This window comes from Salinarimonas sp. NSM (genome assembly GCF_052380005.1).
GTDB lineage: Bacteria > Pseudomonadota > Alphaproteobacteria > Rhizobiales > Beijerinckiaceae > Salinarimonas.
Genome location: NZ_JBQTCJ010000036.1, coordinates 23,144 through 43,167 on the forward strand (window position 1 = coordinate 23,144; position 20,024 = coordinate 43,167).

The 20,024-nt window shown below is 72.3% G+C and carries 16 protein-coding genes; 8 read left to right on the plus strand and 8 right to left on the minus strand.

Going from position 1 to position 20,024, the window contains the following annotated elements; genetic code table 11:
* Positions 1-126: 126 nt before the first annotated feature.
* From ACTZWW_RS13870 to ACTZWW_RS13900, 7 genes are all read right to left on the minus strand, one after another.
* A complete protein-coding gene (locus tag ACTZWW_RS13870; RefSeq protein ID WP_444781554.1) occupies positions 127-861 on the minus strand; it encodes an ABC transporter permease in 735 nt (244 codons plus the stop codon).
* Positions 858-1,793, minus strand: a complete 936-nt coding sequence (locus ACTZWW_RS13875) for an ABC transporter ATP-binding protein (protein ID WP_444781555.1) — start codon at positions 1,791-1,793, stop codon at positions 858-860. The genes ACTZWW_RS13870 and ACTZWW_RS13875 overlap by 4 nt, the downstream gene beginning before the upstream one ends.
* The gene (locus ACTZWW_RS13880; RefSeq protein WP_444781556.1) at positions 1,790-2,989 is read right to left on the minus strand and encodes an ABC transporter permease; all 1,200 of its coding nucleotides are present in this window, start codon (positions 2,987-2,989) and stop codon (positions 1,790-1,792) included. Before ACTZWW_RS13880 ends, ACTZWW_RS13875 begins: the two co-directional genes overlap by 4 nt.
* Before the next feature lie 126 nt (positions 2,990-3,115).
* On the minus strand, positions 3,116-4,027 hold the full coding sequence (gene osmF, locus ACTZWW_RS13885; protein WP_444781557.1) for a glycine betaine ABC transporter substrate-binding protein OsmF: 912 nt from the start codon (positions 4,025-4,027) through the stop codon (positions 3,116-3,118).
* Positions 4,028-4,095: 68 nt separating this feature from the next.
* Positions 4,096-5,637, minus strand: coding sequence for an aromatic amino acid lyase (locus ACTZWW_RS13890; protein ID WP_444781558.1), 1,542 nt, complete (start codon positions 5,635-5,637; stop codon positions 4,096-4,098).
* A 132-nt stretch (positions 5,638-5,769) separates the two neighbouring features.
* Complete coding sequence (locus ACTZWW_RS13895; RefSeq protein ID WP_444781559.1) at positions 5,770-6,468, minus strand: lytic transglycosylase domain-containing protein; 699 nt, start codon at positions 6,466-6,468, stop codon at positions 5,770-5,772.
* Between the two features lie 194 nt (positions 6,469-6,662).
* A complete protein-coding gene (locus ACTZWW_RS13900) occupies positions 6,663-7,742 on the minus strand; it encodes a GlxA family transcriptional regulator (protein WP_444781560.1) in 1,080 nt (359 codons plus the stop codon).
* 238 nt (positions 7,743-7,980) lie between these two features.
* Between ACTZWW_RS13900 and ACTZWW_RS13905 the strand changes: the two genes are divergently transcribed.
* The 8 genes from ACTZWW_RS13905 (at position 7,981) to ACTZWW_RS13940 (ending at position 18,932) form a co-directional block, all read left to right on the plus strand.
* Positions 7,981-10,491, plus strand: a complete 2,511-nt coding sequence (locus ACTZWW_RS13905; protein WP_444781575.1) for a GcvT family protein — start codon at positions 7,981-7,983, stop codon at positions 10,489-10,491.
* A 213-nt stretch (positions 10,492-10,704) separates the two neighbouring features.
* Positions 10,705-11,718: a GlxA family transcriptional regulator gene (locus ACTZWW_RS13910; RefSeq protein WP_444781561.1), complete on the plus strand. Its 1,014-nt coding sequence runs from the start codon at positions 10,705-10,707 to the stop codon at positions 11,716-11,718.
* Between the two features lie 158 nt (positions 11,719-11,876).
* Positions 11,877-13,133, plus strand: a complete 1,257-nt coding sequence (locus ACTZWW_RS13915) for a sarcosine oxidase subunit beta family protein (protein WP_444781562.1) — start codon at positions 11,877-11,879, stop codon at positions 13,131-13,133.
* Positions 13,134-13,145: 12 nt separating this feature from the next.
* Positions 13,146-13,439, plus strand: a complete 294-nt coding sequence (locus tag ACTZWW_RS13920) for a sarcosine oxidase subunit delta (protein ID WP_444781563.1) — start codon at positions 13,146-13,148, stop codon at positions 13,437-13,439.
* Entirely contained in the window at positions 13,436-16,438 is a 3,003-nt protein-coding gene (locus ACTZWW_RS13925) for a sarcosine oxidase subunit alpha family protein (protein WP_444781564.1), read from the plus strand. Before ACTZWW_RS13920 ends, ACTZWW_RS13925 begins: the two co-directional genes overlap by 4 nt.
* Positions 16,422-16,991: a sarcosine oxidase subunit gamma gene (locus tag ACTZWW_RS13930; protein ID WP_444781565.1), complete on the plus strand. Its 570-nt coding sequence runs from the start codon at positions 16,422-16,424 to the stop codon at positions 16,989-16,991. Before ACTZWW_RS13925 ends, ACTZWW_RS13930 begins: the two co-directional genes overlap by 17 nt.
* Before the next feature lie 27 nt (positions 16,992-17,018).
* Complete coding sequence (locus ACTZWW_RS13935; protein WP_444781566.1) at positions 17,019-18,386, plus strand: L-serine ammonia-lyase; 1,368 nt, start codon at positions 17,019-17,021, stop codon at positions 18,384-18,386.
* A 90-nt stretch (positions 18,387-18,476) separates the two neighbouring features.
* Complete coding sequence (locus ACTZWW_RS13940) at positions 18,477-18,932, plus strand: acyl-CoA thioesterase (RefSeq protein WP_444781567.1); 456 nt, start codon at positions 18,477-18,479, stop codon at positions 18,930-18,932.
* Between the two features lie 8 nt (positions 18,933-18,940).
* Here ACTZWW_RS13940 and ACTZWW_RS13945 read toward each other — a convergent pair whose 3' ends face one another.
* Positions 18,941-20,023 (minus strand): sensor histidine kinase, encoded by a 1,083-nt coding sequence (locus tag ACTZWW_RS13945; protein WP_444781568.1) that lies wholly within the window; start codon positions 20,021-20,023, stop codon positions 18,941-18,943.
* Between the last annotated feature and the right edge of the window lies 1 nt (position 20,024).

Here is a 20,024-nt window from a genome sequence, read left to right on the forward strand (position 1 = left end):
GCGATCCTGCACGCCCCACACCCCACACCCCTAGCCCCTCTCCACGAGGGAGAGGGGAACCAGTCGAGCGTGCCGTCGCTGGTGAGGCTCGCGGCGATCCACGATCGACGTCCTCGCACCCACCACCTACCGCCCCATCCTGCGCGCCAGCCGGCGCTCCGTCCACACGAACGCGTCGTAGATCAGCACCGCGAGCGCGCCCACGACGAGCCCGCCCTGGAGGATGAAGGCGACGTTGTTCGTCAGCAAGCCGGCGATGATCACCTCGCCGAGCGTCGAGGCCGCCACCGTCGAGCCGATCGTGGCGGTGGCGAGCGCGATCACGGTGGAGAGGCGGATGCCGGCGAGGATGACGGGGAGCGCGAGCGGCAGCTCGACCCGGACGAGGCGCTGGCGCTCGGTCATGCCCATGCCGTCGGCGGCCTCGCGCACCGTCGGCTGGATGCCGCCGAGCCCGGTGAGCGCGTTCTCGAAGATCGGCAGGAGGCCGTAGAGGAACAGCGCCACGAAGGTCGGCGCCGCGCCGAAGCCGAGCGCGGGGACCGCCAGCGCGAGCACGGCGATCGGCGGAAAGGTCTGGCCGATGTTGGCGATCGAGCGCGACAGGGGCAGGAATTCCGCGCCGAAGGGCCGCGTCACCACGATGGCGAGGCCCACCGCCACGATCGTCGCCGCGAGGACCGCGGCGAAGACGAGGGCGAGGTGGTTGCCGGCGAGCGCCAGCATGTCGGCCTGCACGTAGATCGGCGGCGCGCCGCGTTCGGTCAGCGGCGCGAAGACCGGCGCGAAGGCCTCCGGCGCCATCAGGAAGGCGAGGAGCACGACGAGGGTCGCGCCCCGCAGGACGACGCCCACGCTCATGACGGCCTCGCAGCGCGCCGCTCGAGCGCGTCGCGCTGCACGCATCCCACGACCGTCCCGTCGCGCGCGACGGGCGCCGCGACGCGGCCGGACCAGAGCAGCTCCGCCAGGGCGTCGCGCGCGGAGAGGCCCGCATCGAGCGGCTCGCCCGGCGCGTCCCCGGGCTCGGCGAGATCGCCCACCCGCACGAGCGAAAGCAGCCGGAACGGCCGCTCGGGCGCGCCAATCAGCTCCTTCACGAAGGCCGTCGCCGGCCGCGCGATGATGTCGGCGGGCTCGGCGTATTGCAGGAGCCGGCCCGCATCCATCACCGCGATGCGGTGCCCCAGCCGGATGGCCTCCTCCATGTCGTGGGTGACGAGGACGATCGTGGTGCCGAACCGCGCCTGGATGGCGAGGAGGTCGTCCTGCGCCTTGGCGCGGATGATCGGGTCGAGCGCGCCGAAGGGCTCGTCCATCAGGAGGATGTTCGGCTCCGCCGCGAGCGCGCGGGCGACGCCGATGCGCTGCTGCTGCCCGCCGGAGAGCTCGTGCGGCATGCGCTCGCGGAAGGCGCCGGGCTCGAGCTGGAACAGCTCGAGCAGGTCGTCGACCCGCCGCGCGATGCGCGTCTCGTCCCAGCCGAGCAGGCTCGGCACGGTGCCGATGTTCTGCGCCACCGTGCGGTGCGGGAACAGCCCGTGCCCCTGGATGGCGTAGCCGATGCGCCGGCGAAGCTGGTAGGCCGGGAGCGCGCGGTTGTCCTCCCCGTCGATGCGGACCGCGCCCGAGGTGGGCTCGACCAGGCGGTTGATGGTGCGCATCAGGGTCGTCTTGCCGGACCCCGAGGTGCCGACGATCACCGCGATCGTGCCGGACGGCACCATCATGGAGACGGAATCCACCACGGTGGCTTCGCCGTAGACCTTGGTGACGGCGTCGATCTCGATCATCCTCGCGCCTCCCTGACGCCCGGGCGCTCGCTCATCTCGACGAGGGCGTCGAGCACGATCGCGGCGGCGACCGCGAGCACGACCGTGGGGACGGCGCCGAGGAGGACGAGATCCATCGCCGTCTGCCCGATACCCTGGAAGACGAAGACGCCGAAGCCGCCCCCGCCGATCAGCGCGGCGATCGTGGCGAGCCCGATGTTCTGGACGAGCACGATGCGGATGCCCGTCAGGATCACCGGGAAGGCGAGGGGCAGCTCGACCCGCAGGAGGCGCTGGCGGTCGGTCATGCCCATGCCGCGCGCTGCGTCCACCGTCTGGCGCGGCACGCCGTCGAGGCCCACCACCGTGTTCGAGACGACGGGCAGCAGAGAGTAGGCGTAGAGCGCTACCAGCGCCGGCGCCGCGCCGATGCCGGCGATGCCGATCGCCGCGGCGCCGGGCACGGTCGCCGCGATCCAGGCCATCGGCGCGATGAGCAGCCCGAACAGCGCGATCGAGGGGATGGTCTGGACGATGTTGAGGACGTTGAGGACCGGCCCGCGCAGGCGCGCCGAGCGGGTGCAGGCGATGCCGATGGGCACGCCCGTCAGCGTCGCCAGCGCCAGCGAGCCGAAGGCGAGGACCACGTGCGTGCGCGCCTCGCGCCAGAAGGCGTCCGCGCGGGTGGCGTACTCGCGCAGCATCGAGAGGTCGTCCCACAACCCCGAGACGAGGATCGCCGCCAGCACCGCCGTGCCGGCGGCGAGGCCGGCGAGACGCCGGGCCGGCGAGAGCGCGAGCCGGGAGAGTGCGTCGGCCACCATCAGCGCGAAGGCGAAGAGCAGGAGCCAGAAGCCCGAGGCCGGCGAGACCCGCGCGAAGCCGTTCTCCTCCGGCGTGAGGAAGGTTCCGGCCCGGCCGATGGCGAGGAGGAGCGCGACGAGCGCGACGAGCCCCGCGGCGAGCCGCAGCCGCACCGGCATGCGCACGAGCGCGACGAGCCCCGCCGCGGCGAGGAGCGCGAGGAGAGTCCAGGCGAGCGCCGGCTCGAGCGAATCGAGGATGCCCCGCGGCTCACCGAGCACGATCCGGTTCGCCCGGAAGGTCGCGAACGGCAGCGCCAGGGCGGCGCCCGCGACCAGCGCGGCGAGGAGGACGCCGAGCTTGTCGAGGGAGACCGGCCTGCTCGAGAAGGCGATGGAGATGCCCTGGGCCATGGCTGATCAGTCCCCCGCCGTCGGCGATCGATGACGCCAGATGAAGGCCCCGACGGTCTCCCCTCTCCCTCGTGGAGAGGGGAACAGGTCGGGCACGCCGCCGGCGGGCGCGACCTTCGTCTCACCTCACTGCACGAACCCCGCGCGCGTGAGATAATCCCGCGCCACGCCGCTCGCGGCCTCGCCGCCGACCTGGACGCGGGCGTTGAGCTCCTGGAGCGTCTCCAGGGTGAGCGACTCGAAGATCGGGTTCAGGATCTCGGAAATCTGCGGGTAGTCCTCGAGCACCGAGGCGCGCACCAGCGGCGCCGGCGCGTAGACCGGCTGGACACCCTGGTCGTCCTCCATCACGACGAGGCCGGAGGGCTCGATGCCGCCGTCGGTGCCGTAGACCATGGCGGCATTGGCACCCGAGGTCCGGCGTGCGGCCGCCGCGATCGTCGCCGCGGTGTCGCCGCCCGACAGCGTGATCAGCTGGTCGGGGGAGAGCGTGAAGCCGTAGGTCTCCTGGAAGGCCGGCAGCGCCGCGGGCGAGTTCACGAACTCCGAGGAGGCAGCGAGGATCACCTCGCCGCCGCCGGAGACGTACTGCGCGAAGTCGCTCATCGTGGCGAGGTCGTTCGCCTCGGCGAGGTCGGATCGCACCGCGATGGCCCAGGTGTTGTTCGCCGGCGCCGGCTGGAGCCAGACGATGTCGTTGGCCTCTCGGTCGAGCTCGGCGGCGCGCGCCCAGCCGGCGTCGAAATCCTTCCACACCTCCGAGTCCGCCTCGTTGAAGAAGAACGCGGCGTTGCCGGTGTACTCGGGATAGACGTCCACCTCGCCCGCGGTGATCGCCTCGCGCAGGATCGGCGTGCCGCCGAGCTGGATGCGGTCGGTGGTCTCGATCCCGGCCTCGTCCAGCGCCTGCAGGATGATGTTGCCGAGCACGCCGCCCTCGGTGTCGATCTTGGAGGAGACGACGACCTGGGCGTGGGCGGCGGCCGCGCCGCCGGCCAGTATCGCGGCGGCGGCGAGGGTGGTGAAGACGGGACGCATGCGGTTCTCCCTTCGAGTCTCGGGGGGCCGACGACGCGCCGGCACTGTCGGGGAACGCCCAAGCGCGGCTATCGGATCGGCCGCAGGGCGAAGAGGTCGTCCAATTCTGGCAGGGGTGCCAGGGATATCAACTGCCCCAGCACGTTTTCCGAGGCGAGGTCGCCCTCGATCGCCTCCACCTCCGCCGAGATCGGGCGGTCGACGTCGTAGAAGGCGGCGTGGCGGCGCACGAGATCGTAGACGAAGGCGGCGACGCCGCGGGGCCGGTCGCCGAGGATGTCCATCGCCTGCGCGGCGAGGAGCCCCTCGAGCGCCGCCATGCGGCGCAGGGCCCGGACCTGGCGATCGACGCGCTCGTTGACGAGCGGCAGGAACGCCGCCTCGTCCTCCAGCCCGCCGGCGACGACGAGCGGCTGGGCGGAGACCGGGTTCGACATCGACAGGATGCGCGTGAACAGCTCGCCCGCGAGCTTGATCACGGGGCCGAAGCCGGTTGCGATCGTGCCGGGCACGACGAGGTTCACCGGCAGGTCGCGGCGTGCGCCGTTGCCGAGCAGGACGCAGCGGTTGAACGAGTTGCGCGCCGCATGGCAGAGCGCGACCTGCAGCGTCTCCATGAACAGCGTCACGTCGAGCGGCAGCGAGCCGCCGGAGGTGAGCACCTCGCCGTCGATGACGACGGGGTTGTCGTCGGTCCGGCCGGTGGCGGCGAGCACCTTGTCGGCGCAGACGAGTAGGCTCTGGAACAGCGTGCCGAAGACCTGCGCCATCATGCGCAAGCTGAGCGGGTCCTGCACGGAGGTCGCGTGCGGCCAGTCCCAGCCCCGCGCGTTCTCGTAGAGCCAGGCGCCGACGGTGGCCTCCCGCTCGGTGCCGACGTGCGCCACCGCCTTCCAGGGCGCGCGCGACGCGCCGAGCGCGCCCGCCGTTGCGAGCCCCGTGGCGAGCATGATGCGCATCATGTGCGCGGCGGCGCGGGTCGCCTCCGCCGCGGCGGCGTGGCCGATGGCGTTCACCGAGATCGCGGCGAGGGAATCGCGCGGCATCAGGCGGATCGGCGCGAGCCCCGCCTGCTCCAGCGCCATTGCCGCGGGCAGGCGCTTCTCCCGGTAGATCGCCTCGCCGACGCCGGTGAGCATGGCGCCGATCTGGCCCATCAGCCCGATGTCGGCGCAGCCGATCGAGCCCGTGCGGCGCACGACGGGAACGACGTCGTGCTCGAGCAGCGCGACGTAGGCGGCGACGAGCTCCGTCGAGCATCCCACGCGGCCGGTCAGCGCCGTGTTGATGCGGATCGTGATCGCGTTGCGCACGGTCGACAGCGGGAACGGCGCGCCCGTGCCGAAATGGTGGGCGCGCACCAGCCCCGCACTGAACGTGTCGAGCGCGTCCTGCGACCACGTCACGTCCTTCATCGCGCCGACGCCGGTCGTCGCGCCGTAGACGGGTTCGCCGGCCTCGATGGCGCGGTCGATCACGGCGCGTGCCCGGCGCACGCGGGCGAGCGCGTCCTCGTCCGCCCGCGGCACCGCGGCCCCGGACCCGATGCGCGCCATCGTCTCGAAGGAGAGCGGCGCTCCGGTGAGGATGATGGCGGGCGGGGCGGTCATCGGGTCCTCATGTGACGGACGTCGGCGCAGGGCCGCGCCGACGTCCGATGCTGACCACGGGCCTCGCCGCGCCGCAAGTGCACCTCGAGGCGAGGGCACCCCGAGGCCGCGCGGCGCGCGCGGGCCGCTCGATCAATCGAGCGAGGCGAGCTGGACGCGGCTCATCCGGGCCATGACCTTGCGGCCGTAGCCGTTGCAGAAGCTCGCCTGGCGGTGGATGCCCATGTTGTAGGCCGAGATCCCGCCGCAACCGGCGCCGTGCCGGTCGATCGAGGCGCGCAGGTAGCGCATGCCGGCCTCGATGCCGGTGGCGCAGTCGCGCAGGTTGCCGGTGACGCCGACGGAGCGGGCCGTGGCGGGCTTCACCTGCATGACGCCGAGCTCGCCGGCGCGGCCCACCGCCGAGCAGCGGTAGTTGCTCTCCACCATCGCCATGGCGTGGGCGAGCGTCGGGTCGATGCCGTGGCGCAGCGCGGCGGCGGTGACCATCGCCTGGACCGAGCCGCCTCCGGCGGCGGGCGTCGCGGCGGCGGGCGTTTCGGCGACGGAGGTGGTGGCGGCCGGCGCCTCGTCGGCGCGGGCGGCGGCGTCGGCGAGGAAGAAGGCCTGGGCCGGGTGGCTCGCGTGGGCGGGAGCGGCGGTGGGCGGCGTCCGCGTCGCTTCGTCGGTGGCGGCCGTGGTGGTCTCGGCCTCCGCCGGCGCGTCCTTCGGCGTCTCGGCCGCTTCGGTCTGCGCGGCGGCGTGCTCGGCGAGGAAGAGCGCGGCGTTGTCGTTGGCGAGCGCGGGGGTCGCCAGGATCAAGGCGAGCGCGGTCGCGAGAGCGATTCGCATCGTCTCGTTCTCCTAAGGTGATGATCGTGTCGCGCGGGATCGAGCGCCGCCGCGTTCCGGGGGCTCGCCGCTGGGATCGGCTCCGGTTCTCCGGGCGCCGGTCGATGCGCCGGGTGGCGCAGGGGCGTCGGCGCGCCTCGCGTGCCGACGGGTGGGCTTCTCGCGGCGAAGAGAGACGAGAATAAGGCGGTGCGTCAGCCCGCGTCGGCGAGGGCGCGTCCGCGCCCGCGAGCCCCCGTTCCACGCGTTCCCGTTCCACGCGTTCCCGTTCCACGCGTCCCTGGGCCGGCGACCGCGAGGCTCTCGCGTGCGCCCGGCTTGCGCTCGGCGGACGGCGAGCGGCCGAAATGCTCGAGGTAGGTCTTGGAGAAGTACGAGGCCGAGACGAAGCCGCACGAGAGCGCGATCTCGAGCACCGGCAGGCTGGTCTGGCGCAGCAGCTGGCGGGCGCGCTGGAGGCGCACCTTCATGTAGTAGCGCGTCGGAGGCTCTCCGAGATACTTGACGAAGAGCCGCTCCAGCTGGCGCTGCGACACGCCCGCCGTGCGGGCGAGATCGGCGCAGGCGAGCGGCTGCTCCACGGTCGCCTCCATGGTCTCGACGACCGCGAGCAGCTTGGGATGGGCGACGCCGACGCGGGCGCGCAGGTCCATGCGCTGGCGCTCGCGGGCCTCGCGGATACGATTGTGGATCAGGAGATCGGTGACCTGCGCCGCGACCTCCGCCCCCCTGTCCTGCGCCACGAGCGAGAGCGCCATGTCGGCGGCGGCCATGCCGCCCGCGCAGGTGAAGCGGTTGCGGTCGATCTCGAACAGCTCCTCGCTGACCTCGAGATCGGGGAAGTCGGCGACGAGGCCCGAGCGGTAGACCCAGTGGATCGTGGCGCGGTAGCCGTCGAGCAGGCCGGCCTTGGCGAGCACCCAGGCGCCGGTGCAGACCGCGCCGACCTCGGCCCCGTGCGCGGCCAGCCGCCGCACGGCGGCGATGGTCTCGTGGTGGTCGAAGTCCTGCACGCCGTTGCCGCCGCAGACGAACACCCGGTCGAGCCCCTGCGCGGCGGACATCCGCGCGTCCGCGGCGACCGCGACCGCGTTCGAGCCGCGTACCGGCTCCCCGTCCGGCGAGTACAGCCGCCAGGAATAGAGATCGCGCCCGGTGGCGTAGTTCGCCAGCCGGAACGGCTCGATCGCCGAGGTGAAGGCGATCATCGAGAAGTTCGGGGTGAGGAGGAAGCCGAGCGCGAGCGGCCTCTCGAGATCGAACCGTCCCGCCATGCACGCCTCCGCGGCAGAAAGCCGACGAAGCGTAGTCTTTCCGCCATCCGTGGCGCAAAAACGGCATTCGTGCGAGGATGCACATTCCGCTGGAGCGAAACACTCGCACGCCACGCCATGACGCCCGCGCGACATCCCGCGTCGCCTTCGCGCAAGCGGCGGGGCGGGGGCCCGGCGAGCATGGTCGCGGGCCCGGAGCGGGCCGCGCGGGCGGAGGCGAGCCATGGCGACGGGCGGGATGCGGAGCGAGGCGCGGGTCGTCGTGATCGGCGGCGGCGTGGTCGGGGCGGGGACGCTCTACCACCTCGCGAAGAAGGGCTGGTCCGACGTCGTGCTGATCGAGCGCCGGGAGCTGACCTCCGGCTCGACCTGGCATGCGGCGGGCCTCCTGCCGCTGTTCAACATGAGCTACTCCGTCGGACGCATCCACAAGTACTCGGTCGAGCTCTACGCGACGCTCCAGGAGGAGACCGGCCAGGACGTCGGCTTCCGGCGCGTGTCCAACATCCGCCTCGCGCGGACCAGGGACCGTTGGGACGAGTACATGACCTACAAGAACATCGCCGATACGCTCGGCGTGCGGGTCGAGGTGCTCACCCCCGCGCAGGTGAAGGAGATCTGGCCGCTGTGCGAGACCGACGGGCTGATCGGCGCCATCCGCCATCCCGACGACGGCTACATCCAGCCCGCCGACCTCACCCAGGCCTTCGCCATCGGCGCCCGGGCGCGGGGTGCGGAGATCCACCGCTTCACCACCGTGACCGGCATCGCGCGCACCGGCGACGGGCGCTGGCGGGTGGAGACCGACAAGGGCGCGATCGGCTGCGAGCACGTGGTCTGCGCCACCGGCAACTTCGCCCGGAAGACCGGGGCTATGGTGGGCCTCGACATCCCGGTGATCCCGGTCGAGCACCAGTACATCGTCACCGAGCCGCATCCCGAGATCGTCGCCCGCCACCGGCAGGGGCTGCCGGAAATGGGCGTGCTGCGCGAGTCCGATTCCGGCTGGTACATGCGCGAGGAGGCGGGCGGGCTCATCCTCGGGCCCTACGAGAAGGGCGCGCCCTGCTGCTACGTCGACGGGCCGGACGCGGGCAGCGAGTACGAGCTGTTCCAGGAGGAGCTCGACCGGCTCGGGCCGCACATCGAGGCGGCGATCGCACGCGTGCCCGTCTTCGGCGAGGTCGGCGTCAAGAAGGTCTACAACGGCGCCATCGCCTACACGCCCGACGGCTCGCCGATCATCGGCCCGGCCTGGGACCTGCCGAACTTCTGGCTCAACGAGGGCCATTCCTTCGGCGTCACCGCCGCCGGCGGCGCCGGCTGGCAGCTCGCCGAGTGGATCGTCGACGGCGAGCCGACGATCGACATGGGCGGCGTCGACCCGCGCCGCTTCGGCCCGCACGCCACCCGCGGGTACCTGAAGGCGAAGAACGAGGAGGCCTACGCCAACGTCTTCACGGTGCACTACCCCGACGAGGAGCGCGCCGCCGCGCGTCCGCTGCGCCGCTCGCCGGTGCACGAGCGCATGGCGGCGCTGGGCGCCGTGTTCGGCTCGGTCTACGGCTGGGAGCGGCCGAACTGGTTCGCGCCGGAGGGCTACGGCCTCGACGAGGCCGATCTCGGCCGGGAGGACGTGCTCCTCGCCGAGAACCACCCGCCCGTGAAGCCGGGCGAGCGACCGCGCGAGCGCTGGTCCTTCCGCCGCTCGAATTACTTCGAGCACGTCGGCCGCGAGGTCCGGCGCGTGCACGAGGCGGTCGGCATCCAGGACCTCACCGCCTTCGCCAAGTACGCGGTCTCCGGCCCCGGCGCCGAGGCCTGGCTCGACCGGATCCTGGCGAACCGGCTGCCGCAGAAGACCGGGCGCATCGGTCTCGCCCACATGCTGGCGCAGAACGGCGGCGTGCGGGCCGAGTTCACCGTGTATCGCGAGGGGCCGGAGCGCTTCTACCTCGTCGGCATGGGCTCGGCCGAGCGGCACGATTTCGACACCCTCTCGAAGCTGCGGCCCCGCGACGGCTCGGTCGACCTCCAGGCGATCACGACGCAGATCGGCGTGCTCGGCCTCGCCGGCCCCCACGCTCGCGACGTGCTCCAGAGCGTCACCGACACGGACCTCTCGAACGCCGCCTTCCCCTGGCTCACCGGCAAGAATATCGATCTCGGCTGGGCCAACGCGAAGGCGCTGCGCGTCAACTTCGTCGGCGAGCTCGGCTTCGAGCTGCACCTGCCCGTCGAGACGACGGCCTACGCCTTCGACCTCCTGATGGAGGCCGGCCAGGCCTGGGGCATCGCCCCCTACGGCGTGCGCGCCATGGACTCGATGCGCCTCGAGAAGTCCTACCGCGTGCTGCCCCGCGAGCTGTCGATCGAGTACGCGGCGCTCGAGAGCGGCCTCGAGCGCTTCGTCAAGCCCGACAAGGGCGACTTCCTCGGCCGCGAGGCGCTGCTGGCCCGGCAGGCGCACGGGTTCGCGAACCGGTTCGTGACGCTGGAGGTCTACGACGTGACCGACGCCGACGCGCGCGGCAACGAGGCGCTGACGAGGAACGGCGCGCTCGTCGGGCGCGCCACCTCCGGCGGCTTCGGCTGGCGCACGGGCAAGTCGCTGGCGCTCGGCATGGTCCGCCCGGACCTCGGCGAGATCGGCACCGAGCTCGACATCGTCATCCTCGGCAAGCCGCACCGGTGCATGGTCATCGGCGAATCGCCCCATGATCCGGAGAATGCGCGGCTGCGCGGGTGAGAATCCGAGCGGGCGCGGCGCCGCCTGTCCTTTCCTGCAGGGGAAGGTGGCGCCGGCGAAGCCGATGACGGATGGTGCGCGACGCGAAAGCGGCGCGTTCCGCGAAGCGGAAGCCGACGTGTCCGGGTCGAGCGGGGCATTTCGGCTTCGCCGAACGCGTGTCCCGCGCGCCCCATCCGTCTCGCCGGCTTCGATCGAGGGAGGACGACAACGATGCCCGCAGGCGCCACTGCCGCTCCCCCTCTCGCGCTCCGCGTCGGCTTCGTGCTCGCCCAGGACTTCACGCTCTCGGCGCTCTCGCTCTTCGTCGATCCGCTGCGGCTCGCCGCCGACGAGGGGGATCGCTCGCGGCCGATCCGCTGCTCGTGGGCGATCATGGCGGCGAGCGCCGAACCCGTGCGGGCGAGCTGCGGGCTGACGGTGGGGCGCACGGCGCCGCTCTCCGATCCCCGCGGCTTCGACTACGTCGTCGTGGTGGGCGGGCTGCTCCACGGCGGCCGGCAGATCGACACGCAGACGCAGGCCTGGCTGAAGACCGCGGCAGCCGCCGGCGTGCCGCTCATCGGCGTGTGCACCGGCTCCTTCGTCGTCGCCCGCGCCGGGCTGATGAAGAACCGCCGCGCCTGCGTGTCGTGGTACCACCACGCCGACTACGAGGCCGAGTTCGCCGACACGACGCCCATCTCCGACCAGCTCTTCCTCGTCGACCGCGACCGCATCACCTGCTCGGGCGGCGCCGGCGTCGCCGACCTCGCCGCCTGGCTGATCGAGAAGCATCTCGGCCGCGCGGTCGCCCAGAAGGCGCTGCACGTGCTCCTGCTCCAGCACGCCCGCGCGGCGAGCGACGCCCAGCCCCACGCCATGCCGCTGGACCGGATCGGCGACGAGCGGGTGAAGCGGGCGCTGCGGCTGATGGAGCAGAACATCGCCGAGCCGCTGACGATCGCGGCGATCGCGCGATCGCTCGCGCTCTCCACGCGCCAGCTCGAGCGCCTGTTCCAGGCGCGGCTGCGGCTGCGCCCGGCGGTGGTCTACCGCCAGCTGCGCCTGCGGCACGCGCGCTGGCTCATCGAGAACACCGCCAAGCCCGTCACCACGGTGGCGGTGGAGACGGGCTTCTGCGACGCGGCGCATTTCTCGCGGCAGTTCAAGGGCTACTTCAACCTCTCGCCGAGCCTGGTGCGCGCGGCGCGCCCGCAGGAGAGCGCGCCGGCGGCGGTCCCGTGAGCGGTTGAGCTTGAGCGCAGGCGACGCATCGCGTCGCATCCGCGCAAGAGAACGTCGCGGGCGCTCAAGCGGCGGCGGGCGTGCCGGCGCAGGATGGGCGCATCATCCCGATCCGCCATCCCGCCGCGTGCCCGGCGGGCGACGAGCGAGCGACCGCCATGCGCCGTTTCAACCTCGGCACCCTCCTCTCCGAGGCCCTGCGCGGGCACGAGGGCTGGGACCGCCAGTGGCGATCCCCGGAGCCCAAGCCGCGCTACGACGTGATCATCGTCGGCGGCGGCGGGCACGGGCTCGGCACGGCGCACTACCTCGCCAAGGTGCACGGCATCACCAACGTGGCGGTGCTGGAGAAGGGCTGGATCGGCGGCGGCAACACGGGCCGCAACACCACGATCATCCGCTCGAACTACCTCTACGACGAGAGTGCGCACCTCTACGAGCATGCGGTCAAGCTCTGGGAGGGGCTCTCCCAGGACCTGAACTACAACGTGATGTATTCGCAGCGCGGGGTCATGATGCTCGCGCACAATGTCCACGACGTGCAGGTCTTCAAGCGCCACGTCTACGCCAACCGTCTCAACGGCGTCGACAACGAGTGGCTGACGCCGGAGGAGGCGCAGGCCTATTGCCCGCCGCTCTCCATCGACCCCCGCGCGCGCTATCCGGTGCTCGGCGCCGCGCTCCAGCGCCGCGGCGGCACGGCGCGCCACGACGCGGTCGCCTGGGGCTACGCCCGCGCCGCGGACGCGCGCGGCGTCGACATCATTCAGAATTGCGAGGTGACGGGCTTCCGGCGCGATCCCGCGACTGGCGCCGTCACCGGCGTCGACACGACGCGGGGCTTCATCGGCGCCGGGCGCGTCGGCGTCGTGGCGGCGGGGCACACGTCCGTGATCATGGAGCGCGCCGGCGTGCGCATGCCGCTCCAGAGCTTCCCGCTCCAGGCGCTGGTCTCGGAGCCGGTGAAGCCGGTCTTCCCGTGCGTGGTGATGTCGAACGCGGTCCACGCCTACATCTCGCAATCGGACAAGGGCGAGCTCGTCATCGGCGCCGGCACGGACCAGTACGTGTCCTATTCCCAGCAGGGCGGCCTGCAGATCTCCACGCACACGCTCGACGCCATCTGCGAGATCTTCCCACGCTTCTCGCGGATGCGGATGCTGCGCAACTGGGGCGGCATCGTCGACGTGACGCCGGATCGCTCGCCGATCATCGGCAAGACACCGGTGCCCGGCCTGTTCGTCAATTGCGGCTGGGGCACCGGCGGCTTCAAGGCGACGCCGGGCTCCGCCCACGTCTTCGCCCACACGCTCGCCACCGGCGAGCCGCACCCGATCAACGCGCCGTTCACGCTCGATCGCTTCCGCACCGGACGGCTGATCGACGAGGCGGCCGCCGCCGCCGTCGCGCACTGAAGGGCGAGAGCCATGCTGCTGATCACCTGCCCCCATTGCGGGCCGCGCCCCGAGCTCGAGTTCACGTATGGCGGCGAGGCGCACGTCGCGCGCCCGGCCGATCCGTCCGCGCTCGACGACCGGGAATGGTCGGAATTCCTGTTCGTGCGCAACAATCCCAAGGGGGTCTTCGCCGAGCGCTGGAACCACGCGCACGGCTGCCAGCGCTGGTTCAACGCCCTGCGCGACACGCACTCGGACGCGTTCGTGACCACCTATCCGGCGGGGGCGCCGCGCCCGGACCTCGCGGGGGAGGGCGTTCGATGAGCCGGCAACCTTTCCGCCTCGCCGACGGCGGGCGGGTCGACCGCGCGCGCCCGCTCACCATCCGCTTCGACGGCGCGACCTACGAGGGCTATGCCGGCGACACGGTGGCCTCGACGCTCCTCGCCAACGGCGTCCACCTGATGGGTCGCTCCTTCAAGTACCACCGCCCGCGCGGGCTGCTGTCCGTGGGCACCGACGAGCCGAACGCGCTGCTGTCGGTCGATCGCGGCCCGGGCCGCGTCGACCCGAACAACCGCGCCGGAGCGGTGGAGGCCGTGGACGGCCTCGTCACCGGCTCGCAGAACCGCTGGCCGTCACTCGCCTTCGACGTCGGCGCCGTCAACGACGTGCTCTCGCCGGTCTTCGTCGCGGGCTTCTACTACAAGACCTTCATGTGGCCGCGTTCCTTCTGGGACAAGGTCTACGAGCCGATCATTCGCGCCGCGGCGGGGCTGGGCGTCGCGCCGAAGGAGCCGGACCCGGACCGCTACGCGCACCGCCACGCCCATTGCGACGTGCTGATCGTCGGCGCCGGGCCCGCCGGCCTCGCCGCGGCGCTCGCCGCCGCGCGCTCGGGCAAGCGGGTCGTGCTCGCCGACGAGCAGGCGGAGCCGGGCGGCTCGCTGCTGCACGACGTCACGTCGACGATCGACGGCGTGCCGGCGCAGGAGTGGATCGCGCAGGCGATCGCCGCGCTGGACGCGCACGAGAGCGTGGTGGTGCTGCCGCGGACCACGGCCTTCGGCTACTACAACCACAACCACGTCGCCCTGGTGGAGCGGATCACCGACCACCTTCCCTCGGGCGAGACCCGCGAGGCGCCGCGCGAGCGGCTCTGGCAGGTCCGCGCGGCCGAGGTCGTGCTGGCCACCGGCGCCCACGAGCGCCCGCTGGTCTTCGCCGACAACGACCGACCCGGCATCATGCTGGCCGAGAGCCTGCGCGTGCTCGTCAATCGCTACGCGGTGGCGCCTGGCCGCGAGGTCGTGATCGCGACGACGGGCTCCTCCGCCTACACCGTCGCCGCCGACCTGAAGGCGGCGGGGCTGGCCGTGACGGTCGTCGACGCGCGCCTCGCCGCCGATTGCGTCGCCGACACCGCCTTCGCGGCGGATCGCGGGGTCACGGTGCTGCCGGGGCACACGGTCGTCGGCGCGAAGGGCCGACGGCGGGTGTCGGGCCTGATCGTCGCGCCGCTGCGGGCGGACGGCTCGGTCGGCCCGCGCCGGACGCTGCCCTGCGACTGCGTCGGCATGTCGGGCGGCTGGACGCCCGCGGTGCATCTGTTCTCGCAATCGCGCGGCAAGCTCGCCTACGACGCCGCGCGCGACGCCTTCCTGCCCGCCGGGCACGCCCAGGCCGAGCGCTCGGCCGGCGCCTGCGCCGGCGCCTACGATCTCGCCGCCTGCCTCGCGGCCGGCTTCGCCGCGGGCGCGCAGGCGGCGGGGCTCGAGGAGACGCGCGCCTTCACGGCGAGCCCGACGCGCAGCGGCTTCCAGCCGATGCGGGTGCTGCCCACCGACGCGGACACCGGCCGCGTGCGCGCCTTCGTCGACTTCCAGAACGACGTCACCGCCAAGGACCTGAAGCTCGCCGTGCGCGAGGGCTTCCACTCGATCGAGCACGTCAAGCGCTACACGACGACGGGCATGGCGACCGACCAGGGCAAGACGTCGAACATGAACGCGCTGGGCCTCGTCGCCGGGCTCCTCGACAAGGAGCTGCCGGCCGTCGGCACGACGACGTTCCGCCCGCCCTACACGCCGGTCTCCTTCGGCGCGCTGGTGGGGCCGAGCAAGGGGGCGTTGTTCGACCCCGTCCGCAAGACGCCGGTCGATCCCTGGGCGGAGGCCCGGGGCGCCGTGTTCGAGCCGGTCTCGCTGTGGCGCCGCGCCTGGTACTTCCCGAAGGCCGGCGAGGACATGCACGCCGCGGTCGCGCGCGAATGCCGGGCCGTGCGCGACGGCGTCGGCATCTTCGACGCCTCGACGCTCGGCAAGATCGAGGTCGTGGGGCCGGATGCCGCCGAGTTCCTGAACCGGATGTACGTCAACGGCTGGTCGAAGCTCGCGCCGGGCAAGTGCCGCTATGGCCTGATGCTCAAGGAGGACGGCTTCATCCTCGACGACGGGGTCGTGGCGCGCCTGGCGGAAGACCGGTTCCACGTGACGACCACGACCGGCGGCGCGCCGCGGGTGCTCGCGCTGATGGAGGACTACCTCCAGACCGAGTGGCCGGAACTCGACGTCTTCCTGACCAGCGTCACCGAGCAATGGGCGGTGATCGCGCTGCAGGGTCCGCGGGCGCGCGACGTGCTCGCGCCCTTCGTATCCGAGATCGACCTCTCCAACGAGGCGCTGCCGCACATGTCGGTGCGCGAGGGCTTCGTCTGCGGGATTCCGACGCGGCTGATGCGCGTCTCCTTCACCGGGGAGCTCGGCTACGAGATCAACGTGCCGGCGGACTACGGCCGTGCGGTCTGGGAGGCGCTGTGGGAGGCGGGGCTCGAGCACGGCATCACGCCCTACGGCACCGAGACCATGCACGTGCTGCGCGCCGAGAAGGGCTTCATCATCGTCGGCCAGGAGACCGACGGCACGGTGACGCCCGACGACGTCGGGCTCGGCGGGATGGTCTCGAAGGTGAAGCGCGACTTCGTCGGCAAGCGCTCGCTGGCGCGCCCCGATCTCTTGGCTTCGGGCCGCAAGCAGCTCGTCGGGCTGGAGACCGAGGACCCGAACGAGCGGCTCGACGAGGGCGCGCAGGTCGTGGCCGACCCCTCGGCGCCGATCCCGGTGCCGATGCTCGGCCACGTCACCTCGAGCTACTTCAGCCCCGCCTGCGGGCGCACCATCGCGCTCGCCCTCGTCGCCGACGGGCGCGCACGCATGGGCGAGACCGTCCACGTCACCACGATGGCCGGCTTCGCCCGCGCCACGATCCGCGACAGCGTCTTCGTCGATGCGGAAGGAGTGCGCGTCCATGCTCGAGATTCGTAACCGGGCGACCCGCGCGGCGCCCTTCCCCCTCGCGGCGCAGACTATCGGCAGCGTCGCCATCGCGCCGCTCCCCCCGCGCACACGGCTGTCGCTGCGCCTGCGCCTGCGCCCGGCGGAGGGCATGGGTGTCGGCACGGTCGCGGGCCTGTCGCTCGACATGCCGATCAACGCGACGCGTACGGCGAACGGCCGGCGCGCCCTGCGGCTCGGGCCGGACGAATGGCTCCTCCTCGCCGATGCCGACGACGGCGACGAGCTCGCAGCCCAGGTCGCCGGCGCGCTCGAGGGCACCTTCCACGCGCTCGTCGACGTGAGCCACCGCTCCTGCGGCCTCGCGGTGACCGGGGCCGGTGCCGTGGCGGCGCTGAATGCCGGCTGCCCGCTCGACCTTTCGCCGAAGGCGTTCCCGATCGGCACGGCGACGCGCACGGTTCTCGCCAAGACGGAGATCCTGCTCGCGCGCCTCGACGCGGAGGCCTTCGAGGTGGAATGCTGGCGCTCCTGGGGGGACTATCTCCACGGCTTTCTCCTCGAGGCCGCGCGTGGCCTCTGAGCGGTCGCGGCGGAGGCGTCGAGTACGATGATCAGTGTCTTCGAGCTCTTCAAGATCGGCATCGGCCCCTCGAGCTCACATACGGTCGGGCCGATGGTGGCGGCGGCGCGCTTCCGTGGGGACCTGCGCGGGCTCCCCGCCCCGCAACGCGTGACGGTGAGCCTGCACGGCTCGCTCGCTTTCACCGGGCGCGGTCACGCGAGCGACACCGCGATCTGCCTCGGCCTCCTCGGCGAACGGCCGGACGCGGTCGATCCCGACGCGGTGCCGGACCTCGTCGCCGGGCTCGCGCGGGACCGCGCCATCCGTCTCGACAACCGGGATGTCGCCTTCGACCCGGAGGCGGACCTCGTCCTCGACACCGCCGAGATGCTGCCCGGCCACACCAACGGCATGCGCTTTCGCGCCTTCGACGGAGCCGGCGCGATGGTGCTGGAGCGGGTGTACTACTCGATCGGCGGCGGCTTCGTCGTCGGCGAGGAGACGGCGACGGATGCCGCGGCGCAAGCGCCGATCGACGTCGCAGCGCCGCTGCCCTTCGAAAGCGCCGCCGAGCTCCTGGCGCTGTGCGCCGCGCGCGGGATCGACATCGCCTCGGTCCAGCTGGAGAACGAGGTTGCCCTGCGCCCTCTCGGCGAGGTGGAGGCAGGGCTCGACCGCGTCGCGGAGGCGATGCTCGCCTGCATCGAGCGGGGACTCTCGACGGGCGGGACCTTGCCGGGGCGGCTGAAGGTGCGGCGCCGGGCCAGGGACCTCCACGCCCGCCTGCAGGCCGGGGAGCGCGCCAACGCCCGCTCGCCCAGCGAGACGATGGACCGGGTCTCGACCTTCGCCATTGCCGTCAACGAGGAGAACGCCGCAGGCGGGCGGGTCGTCACCGCGCCCACCAACGGCGCGGCCGGCATCGTCCCGGCGGTGCTGCGCTACCTGCGCGAGATCTGCGGCGAGAACGCGCCGGAGACGACACGCATCTTCCTGCTCACCGCCGCCGCCATCGGCGGGCTGATAAAGCGCAAGGCCTCGATCTCCGGCGCCGAGGTCGGCTGCCAGGGCGAGGTCGGCTCCGCCGCCTCGATGGCCGCCGCCGGGCTCGCCGCCGCCCTCGGCGCAACGCCCGAGCAGGTGGAGAACGCCGCAGAGATCGCGATGGAGCACCACCTCGGCATGACCTGCGACCCCGTCGGCGGCCTCGTCCAGATCCCCTGTATCGAGCGCAACGCCTTCGGCGCCATCAAGGCCATCGCCGCCGCCTCCCTGGCGCTCCACGGCGACGGCATCCACCACGTCTCCCTCGACTGCGTCATCGAGACCATGCGGCAGACCGGGCTCGACATGCAGTCGAAGTACAAGGAGACCTCCCAGGGTGGGCTCGCGGTGAACGTGGCCGAGTGCTGAGGACCACCTTCCCCCTCTGGATGGGCGGGGTGACGGCGGCCGGTACGGGGCCTATGCTCGATGGCGATTGCATCGCCGAAGGAGATCCGCGTGTCCCGCCAGCCCCGCCCCACGCGCGACGCCTTCGCCGTCTTCCGGCAGATCCAGACGCGGTGGATGGACAACGACGTCTACGGCCACGTGAACAACGTGGTCTACTACAGCTACTTCGACACGGCGGTGAACGGCTGGTACCTCGACGAGGGCCTGCTCGAGATCGCGACGAGCCCCGTCGTCGGTCTCGTGGTCGAGACGTCCTGCGCCTATTTCGAAAGCGTGGCGTTCCCTGAGGCGCTGGAGGCGGGCATCGCGGTGACGCGGCTCGGCACCTCGTCGGTGACGTATGCGGTCGGGATCTTCAAGACCGGCGCCGCCGAAGCCGCCGCCGCCGGGCGGTTCACGCACGTCTTCGTTTCACGTGAAAACAGCCGTCCGGTGCCGATCCCGGACCGCACCCGGTCAGCGCTGGAGCGTCTGGCGCGCGCTGTGCCCCCGCTCCCCGCCTGAGAACCCGCTCACCCGGCGCAGCGGGCCGGGTCCTCCTGCGCCTCCTCCTCGAACGCGAAGCGCAGCATCACCTTCGTCCCTCGATGGCTCGGATCGAATTCCAGCTTCGACTGGAGCGCCGACGCCATCGACTTGATGATGCGCGTCCCCAGCCCGCTCCCCGTCGCCGGCTCCTCGCCGCGCCAGCCGGAGCCGTCGTCCTCGACGACGAGCCGGGCCATCCCGAGGCCGTCGCGCAGGAGGCAAACCCGGACCTCGCCACCGGCACCCACCGGATAGGCGTACTTCACCGCATTGGTGACGAGCTCCGCGACGATCACGCCGAGCGAGACCGCCTTGTCGGTGGGCATCGGCACGCCCTCGGCCTCCACCTTCAGCTCGTGTCGCTCGCCCTGCGCCTGCAGGGCGGCGGCGAGCTCCTCGATCAGCCCGCGGAGGTAGGCATCCATGGAGACGGCGCGGATGTCCGGCGAGGTGTAGAGCCGCCGGTGGATCTGCGCGATCGCAGTGATGCGCGACTGCGTCTCCACCAGGACCGAACGCGCGCCGGGATCGGTGACGAGCGACTTCTGCATCGACACGAGCGAGGAGACGAGCTGAAGCGAGTTGGCGACGCGGTGGTTCACCTCGCGCAGCAGCATCTCCGCCCGGTCGCGCTGCTCGCGCACCTCTCGTTCCGCCGCCTCCTTGGCACGGCGCACGCGCTCCTGGTTCAGAGACTGGCCGATCCCGGCGACGAGCAGGTCGAAGAAGGCGCCGCCGACGTCCTTGACGATGTAGTCCGCCGCACCCGCCTTCAGCGCCGCGACCGCGATACGGCCCTCGTCCGCGCCGGTGACGTAGACGACCGGGGGCGGATCAGGGAGGGCGCGGATCTCGGTCAGCACCTCGAGTCCCTCCTTGCCCGGCATGAAATGGTCGAGAGCGACCACGTCGAAGCCGCCCGCCCCGAGCGCCGCGACGCCCTCGTCGCCCCCGAGCGCGAAGGTGACGGCGATGCCCTTGCGGGCTAGGGTCCGCTCGACCAGGCGGCCGAAGGCGGGATCGTCGTCGATGTAGAGGAGGCGCACGCCTTCGAGCTGGTAGGGCACG

Bases quoted from the DNA above. Each gene is read 5' to 3' on its own strand.
- ACTZWW_RS13870 (WP_444781554.1), bottom strand. From the start codon at position 861: ATGAGCGTGGGCGTCGTCCTGCGGGGCGCGACCCTCGTCGTGCTCCTC.
- ACTZWW_RS13875 (WP_444781555.1), bottom strand. From the start codon at position 1,793: ATGATCGAGATCGACGCCGTCACCAAGGTCTACGGCGAAGCCACCGTG.
- ACTZWW_RS13880 (WP_444781556.1), bottom strand. From the start codon at position 2,989: ATGGCCCAGGGCATCTCCATCGCCTTCTCGAGCAGGCCGGTCTCCCTC.
- osmF (WP_444781557.1), bottom strand. From the start codon at position 4,027: ATGCGTCCCGTCTTCACCACCCTCGCCGCCGCCGCGATACTGGCCGGC.
- ACTZWW_RS13890 (WP_444781558.1), bottom strand. From the start codon at position 5,637: ATGACCGCCCCGCCCGCCATCATCCTCACCGGAGCGCCGCTCTCCTTC.
- ACTZWW_RS13895 (WP_444781559.1), bottom strand. From the start codon at position 6,468: ATGCGAATCGCTCTCGCGACCGCGCTCGCCTTGATCCTGGCGACCCCC.
- ACTZWW_RS13900 (WP_444781560.1), bottom strand. From the start codon at position 7,742: ATGGCGGGACGGTTCGATCTCGAGAGGCCGCTCGCGCTCGGCTTCCTC.
- ACTZWW_RS13905 (WP_444781575.1), top strand. From the start codon at position 7,981: ATGCGGAGCGAGGCGCGGGTCGTCGTGATCGGCGGCGGCGTGGTCGGG.
- ACTZWW_RS13910 (WP_444781561.1), top strand. From the start codon at position 10,705: ATGCCCGCAGGCGCCACTGCCGCTCCCCCTCTCGCGCTCCGCGTCGGC.
- ACTZWW_RS13915 (WP_444781562.1), top strand. From the start codon at position 11,877: ATGCGCCGTTTCAACCTCGGCACCCTCCTCTCCGAGGCCCTGCGCGGG.
- ACTZWW_RS13920 (WP_444781563.1), top strand. From the start codon at position 13,146: ATGCTGCTGATCACCTGCCCCCATTGCGGGCCGCGCCCCGAGCTCGAG.
- ACTZWW_RS13925 (WP_444781564.1), top strand. From the start codon at position 13,436: ATGAGCCGGCAACCTTTCCGCCTCGCCGACGGCGGGCGGGTCGACCGC.
- ACTZWW_RS13930 (WP_444781565.1), top strand. From the start codon at position 16,422: ATGCTCGAGATTCGTAACCGGGCGACCCGCGCGGCGCCCTTCCCCCTC.
- ACTZWW_RS13935 (WP_444781566.1), top strand. From the start codon at position 17,019: ATGATCAGTGTCTTCGAGCTCTTCAAGATCGGCATCGGCCCCTCGAGC.